7 protein-coding genes are annotated in these 5,778 nt (G+C 33.8%); 3 read left to right on the forward strand and 4 right to left on the reverse strand.

The window, feature by feature from the left end; all coding sequences use genetic code 11:
• Window positions 1-80 precede the first annotated feature (80 nt).
• Window positions 81-827: an enoyl-CoA hydratase/isomerase family protein gene (locus KA468_RS10260; RefSeq protein WP_291242844.1), complete on the forward strand. Its 747-nt coding sequence runs from the start codon at window positions 81-83 to the stop codon at window positions 825-827.
• A gap of 200 nt (window positions 828-1,027) precedes the next feature.
• Here KA468_RS10260 and KA468_RS10265 read toward each other — a convergent pair whose 3' ends face one another.
• Window positions 1,028-1,630 carry a 2OG-Fe(II) oxygenase gene (locus KA468_RS10265; RefSeq protein ID WP_291242845.1) on the reverse strand — a complete coding sequence of 201 codons (603 nt, stop codon included), beginning with the start codon at window positions 1,628-1,630 and terminating at the stop codon, window positions 1,028-1,030.
• A gap of 65 nt (window positions 1,631-1,695) precedes the next feature.
• Here KA468_RS10265 and KA468_RS10270 point away from each other — a divergent pair, with 65 nt between their 5' ends.
• On the forward strand, window positions 1,696-2,148 hold the full coding sequence (locus KA468_RS10270; RefSeq protein ID WP_291242846.1) for a 6-carboxytetrahydropterin synthase: 453 nt from the start codon (window positions 1,696-1,698) through the stop codon (window positions 2,146-2,148).
• Between the two features lie 119 nt (window positions 2,149-2,267).
• Window positions 2,268-3,215 (forward strand): tRNA-dihydrouridine synthase family protein, encoded by a 948-nt coding sequence (locus KA468_RS10275; protein WP_291242847.1) that lies wholly within the window; start codon window positions 2,268-2,270, stop codon window positions 3,213-3,215.
• Window positions 3,216-3,336: 121 nt separating this feature from the next.
• Here the strand turns inward: KA468_RS10275 and KA468_RS10280 are convergent, their stop codons facing one another.
• The 3 genes from KA468_RS10280 to KA468_RS10290 form a co-directional block, all read right to left on the reverse strand.
• Window positions 3,337-3,597 carry a hypothetical protein gene (locus tag KA468_RS10280; protein ID WP_291242848.1) on the reverse strand — a complete coding sequence of 87 codons (261 nt, stop codon included), beginning with the start codon at window positions 3,595-3,597 and terminating at the stop codon, window positions 3,337-3,339.
• 121 nt (window positions 3,598-3,718) lie between these two features.
• Window positions 3,719-3,856 (reverse strand): hypothetical protein, encoded by a 138-nt coding sequence (locus tag KA468_RS10285; RefSeq protein ID WP_291242849.1) that lies wholly within the window; start codon window positions 3,854-3,856, stop codon window positions 3,719-3,721.
• A gap of 225 nt (window positions 3,857-4,081) precedes the next feature.
• Window positions 4,082-5,778 (reverse strand): OmpA family protein (locus KA468_RS10290; protein WP_291242850.1); only part of this gene is annotated, 1,697 nt, incomplete at its 5' end.

Genomic DNA, 5,778 nt, shown 5'->3' on the forward strand with positions numbered 1-5,778 from the left:
GGATTATTGGTTTAAAATTGAATATACAGAAGATGGCGTTCAGAAAGAATTTAAATCTCACTTTAGTTTAAAAAGATAATATGACAGCTTTCGTAAAACAAGAAGTAAAAAATAATGTTGGATACATTACCTTTTTTCATCCAGCGGGAAATTCGTTTCCAAGTTCGCAATTGCAAGAATTAGTGAGAACTATTCAGGATTTAGATGCGAATGAAAACGTTACCATTATTGTTTTACAAAGTGAAGGGACTACCTTTTGTGCGGGTGCATCTTTTGATGAATTATTGCAAATTGATAATTTATCAGACGGAAAACAATTTTTCTCTGGTTTTGCCAATGTGATAAACGCGATGCGAAACTGTTCGAAATTAATTGTTGGAAAAGTGCAAGGAAAAGCTGTTGGTGGTGGCGTAGGAATTATTGCCGCGTGCGATTATGCCATTGCCTCAACAAAAGCCGATATTAAACTTTCAGAATTAACAATAGGAATTGGCCCTTTTGTAATAGAACCCGCCGTCAGCCGAAAAATTGGACACACCGCTATGAGCGAATTAACTTTAGCTGGTAACGAATGGAAATCTGCAACTTGGGCTTTTGAAAAAGGCTTATTTGCAAAATTAGTGCAACCTGAAGATTTGGATTCAGAATTAGAAAAATTCGCTTCACAATTAGCCAGTTACAACCCAGACGCATTAGCTGAAATGAAACAAGTGTTGTGGCAAAACACCGCACATTGGAGCACATTGTTATACGAACGTGCCGAAATTTCAGGAAAATTAGTGTTGAGTGCTTTTACGAAGAAGGCTTTGCAAGGGTTTAAAAAATAGTCTTTTAGAAACTAGTTTTTGTGTTTTAGTCCCGATAGTAGCGGCATCCTTTTTAAAATTGTTTCCTGAGGCTCTCGAAGGTAACAATTTTAAAAAGATATAGCGGATAGCGGGACAAAAAGTGAACTGAAATACAAAATTTCTGCTTCTAATAAAAAAGATGCTGAAACAAGTTCAGCATGACAAAGTAATTAAAAACCCTAACTCGTTTTCAACCAACCCGTAATACTAAATCTTTTTCTATGAACGGGTTTTACTTCGTGTTCTAAAATTTGACTTTCAAAAATGACGACTCTGCCTTTTAATGGATAAATTTTAATGTCTTCTTCTGGTTTGTAAATGACCAATTCGCCTCCAAATTCGGGTTGCCAATTTTCATCGTTTAAGTAACAGACTATAGATAATTTTCTTTTCGTATCGTTTTTAAAAACATCTAAATGACGTTTGTAAAAAGTACCTTCTGGATACATCGCATAATGAAATTCTTTAGTGGTAATGCCTAAATAACAAGTCGCATTGATGTACGTTACAAAATCGTTGATGGTATTAAAAAACGTTTCTGAAGCTTGATTTTTATATTCTTCATCCAACCAAAAAATATAATCACCACGAATTTCTTCTTTTACCACTTCATCCGATTTATTTCCAATTGCAGATTTTTTAAACTCAGATGTTTCCAATTTTTGTTCTAATTCGGCACGCATAATTTGCACCGCTTCATCTGAAAAAAAAGCATCGCAAACGGCATATTGGTTTTCTAATAAATCGGTAATTATGGTTTCGTAAAGCGGATTCAATTCCATTAGTTGCACATTTGAAGCAAAGATATGTGAATAATTTCGTAATTTTGCATTTCAATTATCACACCATGAGTAAAATTAGAATTACCAAACAATTTAATTTCGAAACGGGTCATGCCCTTTATGGCTATGATGGAAAATGTAAAAATGTACACGGACATAGTTATAAACTATCGGTTACGGTTATTGGTGAGCCGATTACAGATTCAAATCACGTAAAATTCGGAATGGTAATTGATTTTTCCGATTTAAAAAAAATTGTCCGAGAAGACATTGTGGATGTGTTTGATCACGCTACGGTTTTTAACCAAAATACCCCACACGTAGAATTGGCAAAAGAATTACAAAATCGCGGACATCATGTAATTTTAGTGGATTATCAACCTACAAGTGAAAACATGGTAGTGGATTTTGCAAATAAAATTATGGCGCGATTGCCTAAAGACATTAAGTTACATTCTTTACGTTTACAAGAAACGGAATCGTCTTTTGCAGAATGGTTTGCTTCAGATAATGTTTAGATTATTAGACATGTTAGATTTTTAGACATTTTAGATTAAAATACTTAAATTAAATTATTCAAAAAAACTTTTTAGCATTCGAATTAATCTAAAAATCTGTTATCTAAAAATCTAAAAATATGAGTGTTACTTTATTATCTTCTCCTTTACAAGGTTTTACGGATTTTAGATTTCGAAATGCGTTTCACAAACACTTTGGTGGTATTGATACGTTCTATTCGCCTTACATCAGATTAAACGGAAAATTAGAAATTAAAGCGTCATACGAACGTGATATTCTTCCAGAAAACAATACGACTTTAGAAGTCATTCCCCAAATAATTACCAATGATGCAGAAGAGTTTTTATTTGTAGCCAAATACGTACAATCACTTGGTTATAAAGAACTCAATTGGAACTTAGGCTGTCCATATCCAATGGTGGCAAAATGTGGAATGGGCTCTGGTTTAATTAGCAATACCGAAAGAATTCATAGTATTTTAGATAAAGTGCATAGCGAAACGAATATTGTGGTTTCGATGAAAATGCGAATGGGTTATGAAAACGCAGCTGAAATTTTAGAGGTGTTCCCGATTTTAGAAAAGTATCCTATAAAAAATATCGCCATTCATGCCAGAATTGGCAAGCAAGTCTATAAAGGCGATGTGGATTTAGATTCGTTTCAACGTTGTTTGGATGTTTCAAAACACAAACTGTATTATAACGGAGATATTACTTCGGTAGAAAAATTTAGAGACATGCAAGCTCGCTTTCCGAGTATTGATCATTTTATGATTGGTAGAGGATTAATTGCCGATCCGTTTTTACCCAATATGATTAAAAATAATACTACCGAATATCCTGAAGATAGGTTTAAGATTTTTAATGCGTTTCACGATGAAATTTATCAGGAATACGATGCTTTTTTACAAGGCCCAACGCCAATTAGAATGAAAATGTTAGGCTTTTGGGAATACTTTTCTCAATCATTTCCGGATACCCAAAAAACATTTAAGAAAATTAAAAAAGCCCAAAGTAAAAGAAATTACGAACTTGCTGTTAAAGAACTATTTTCTTCTAAATACTAAATCATAAAAAAACTACAACTTTATGTTATTGTAGTTTATGTTTTTTCTTTTCACTTTGTGGGCATGGATTGCAAATCAGCGCTATCCGTTACGAGACATATCCGCGCCATCTGGGGCTTTACTACTTTTTAAACTCAATATCTGCTTTTGTAAAACCTGCTTCTAATATAGCAATTGTGTCTGTAATTTGTTTGTTGAAATGAGCCATAGAAACATCTGGTGTATCATTTAAATATTTAATTTCATAAAATTTTCCAATATCTTTTTCACTAATATTGCTTTCTGATTTTCTTTCAATATTAATAATTTTCTTTTTTTTACAATAAAAAGATGAATATATATTTGTAAATTTTGGAATTACATTAAAACTATCTATTCTCATTATTGTAAATTTACCTTTTGTCAATAATTTTTTTTCATAATATTTTGCCCTTATTTGAATAAGTGCAATTAATAAAATGAAAACAACTAAAAATATTAAAAATTTATACTTTTTCATATAATTACTCTTTTATTAGACTTGGGGCTGCATTAGAACCTATTTCAATAATACCATTAAAATATCCACCAATTACTTTTCCTGGAATACCTTCTCCAGAAAGATATTTATCAGTAGCGTTTCCAAAACGATTGCTTAACATACCACAAACAATATAGCGAGGATTTGCAATCCGTGCCTTCTTTAATAATCAAATGTAATAAAAAAGCTATAACTTTTTATTATTTTAGTTTTTGTTTTTTCTTTTCACTTTGTGGGCACGGATTCCAAATCCGAGCTATCGGTTATTATCATGAAAATTAAATACATAAAAAAATCGCCTCAGTATTGAGGCGATTTTGTTTTATTACTATGTGGTGTTCTTAACTTACTTTTTGATAATTAAGAATTCACTTCTTCTGTTTTGTGCGTGCTCTTCTTCTGTACATTCTGTGCATGGTGCTTTTGGTTGGGTTTCTCCCATACCTGTACCTCTGATTCTTTCTTTAGAAATGCCTTTCGATACGATGTATTGCACCGTAGCTTTGGCTCTTCTGTCTGAAAGTTTTAAGTTGTAACTATCCGATCCTCTGCTATCCGTGTGCGATTTCGCATCGATTACCATTGTTGGATACTGATTCATAACTTTTATCAATTTATCTAACTCCTCTGCTCCTTGTGCTGTGATGTTTGATTGGTTATATTCGAAGTATATTGGTTGTAAAATAACTTCTGTTTCTGTAATTATTGGTTGGATTGGTGTTAAGTTTATCACGATGTTTTGTGCACCATTTTTAGATTTTGGCATACTAGCTGTTCCGTTTTGGTAACCCGCTCTGGTAGCATTAAAATTAGCGATTTCATCACATGCTACACCAAACTTAGCTTCTCCCATGTCGTTTGAATCTTGATTGCCTTTGTCTTTTCCTTTTTGGTCCACAAAAGTAACGCTTGCTCCTGATAATAATTTACCAGTTTCTGCGTCTTTTACCACTACTGTAGCATCTACGCCACAAACCGCAATGGCTTGATAGATGTCGTCATTGCCTTCTCTATTACTTGAAAAATAGCCTACGTTCTTATCTAAATTATACGAAAATGAAAAATCATCTTTTTGCGTGTTTACCGGTGCACCAAGGTTAGTTGCTGCTTGCTCCTTTGTGTTGGTGTTTTGTTTAAACACATCGTAACCACCAAATCCTTGTTTACCGTTTGAAGAAAAGAATAAAATACCATCATCTTGAATTGATGGAAAACTCTCATTACCTTCTGTGTTGATGTTGGCTCCGGCGTTTTCTGGTGTGCCATAGGTATCACCATCAACACTTACTTTCCAAATGTCTTCTCCTCCAAAACCGCCTGGCATATTTGATGAAAAATATAAGGTTTTTCCATCTTTACTTATACTTGGGTTTCTTACCGAGTAGTCTTTGTTGTTAATTGGTAATGCTTTTGAATTACCCCATTTGTCACCTTCTATTTTAGTAGCTTTATACAAATATATTTGGCTGAACTTTAAGTGTTTTTCTTTGTTCTTTTGGTATGCGCTTTCATTGAAACTCTCACTTCCGTAATACATGGTAGTACCATCTGAGGTAATGGTCGCTGGACCATCATGCCATTTGGTGTTTAATTCCACTACTGCTGTAGCTTGACTTAGTGTACCATCTGTATTTCTAATCGCTTTGTACAAATCTAAATACGGCTGGTCGTCCATTCCGTTTTCTTTTCTAGAGGTGTTTCTAGCGCTTGTAAAGTACAGTTCGTTGTTTTGACTTAATACGGCTCCAAAATCTGTTTTGTCGCTACTTACATCCGATTTTAAAACCTCGTATTGTTTTGCTTGGTTTTTTAATTGGTTTGTATATTCTGGATTGCTTGTAAAGGCTTTGGCTCTAGCATCACTCGGTTGCATCTTGGCAAATGCTGCCATTTGTTGTGCTGCCAATCTATTATCTCCCTCTGCTTTTAGCATTTGAGCATATCTAAAATGCGTTTCTGCATCTTGTGTGCTTTCTACCGCTTTAGCATACCATACTACCGCTTGCTGGCTATTAAATACATTGTAGTAACTGTCCGCCAATT

This window comes from Flavobacterium sp. (assembly GCF_017985075.1).
Taxonomy (GTDB): Bacteria; Bacteroidota; Bacteroidia; order Flavobacteriales; family Flavobacteriaceae; genus Flavobacterium.

What these genes read in the sequence shown, in the direction of transcription:
- KA468_RS10260 (WP_291242844.1), top strand. Translation starts at nt 81, where the DNA reads ATGACAGCTTTCGTAAAACAAGAAGTAAAAAATAATGTTGGATACATT.
- KA468_RS10265 (WP_291242845.1), bottom strand. Translation starts at nt 1,630, where the DNA reads ATGGAATTGAATCCGCTTTACGAAACCATAATTACCGATTTATTAGAA.
- KA468_RS10270 (WP_291242846.1), top strand. Translation starts at nt 1,696, where the DNA reads ATGAGTAAAATTAGAATTACCAAACAATTTAATTTCGAAACGGGTCAT.
- KA468_RS10275 (WP_291242847.1), top strand. Translation starts at nt 2,268, where the DNA reads ATGAGTGTTACTTTATTATCTTCTCCTTTACAAGGTTTTACGGATTTT.
- KA468_RS10280 (WP_291242848.1), bottom strand. Translation starts at nt 3,597, where the DNA reads ATGAGAATAGATAGTTTTAATGTAATTCCAAAATTTACAAATATATAT.
- KA468_RS10285 (WP_291242849.1), bottom strand. Translation starts at nt 3,856, where the DNA reads ATGTTAAGCAATCGTTTTGGAAACGCTACTGATAAATATCTTTCTGGA.